1 pseudogene is annotated in these 264 nt (G+C 59.5%); it reads right to left on the bottom strand.

Going from position 1 to position 264, the window contains the following annotated elements:
* Positions 1-53: 53 nt before the first annotated feature.
* Positions 54-264, bottom strand: a pseudogene (locus OH705_RS27660) (GNAT family N-acetyltransferase); the annotation flags it as partial.

Genomic DNA, 264 nt, shown 5'->3' with positions numbered 1-264 from the left:
GACAACCAATTACCCCGCGCAGCCTGCGCAACCACCACATAAACCAGCTCTCATACACCGCCGTGGTCGGCGTTGTAGAACTAGGCGAATCCAACGATCACGCCATCGGCCTCGATCACTGTCGAACCACTGCGCTGGGCGATGGCTTCGTTTAGTTGCGCGTGTGTGAGCGGGTAGGTGGCTTTGGGGAACATGTAGACGAGTTCGTCCGCGCTCTGAGGGAATTTGCAGAGCGTGGCGATGTCTGCAGGGAGGACGGGGCGA

The sequence above is a fragment of the Pseudomonas sp. BJa3 genome, from assembly GCF_026343815.1.
GTDB classification, from domain to species: domain Bacteria; phylum Pseudomonadota; class Gammaproteobacteria; order Pseudomonadales; family Pseudomonadaceae; genus Aquipseudomonas; species Aquipseudomonas soli.
Note: the sequence above shows the minus strand (reverse complement) of the source record. Positions and strands in the feature narration are given on the sequence as shown.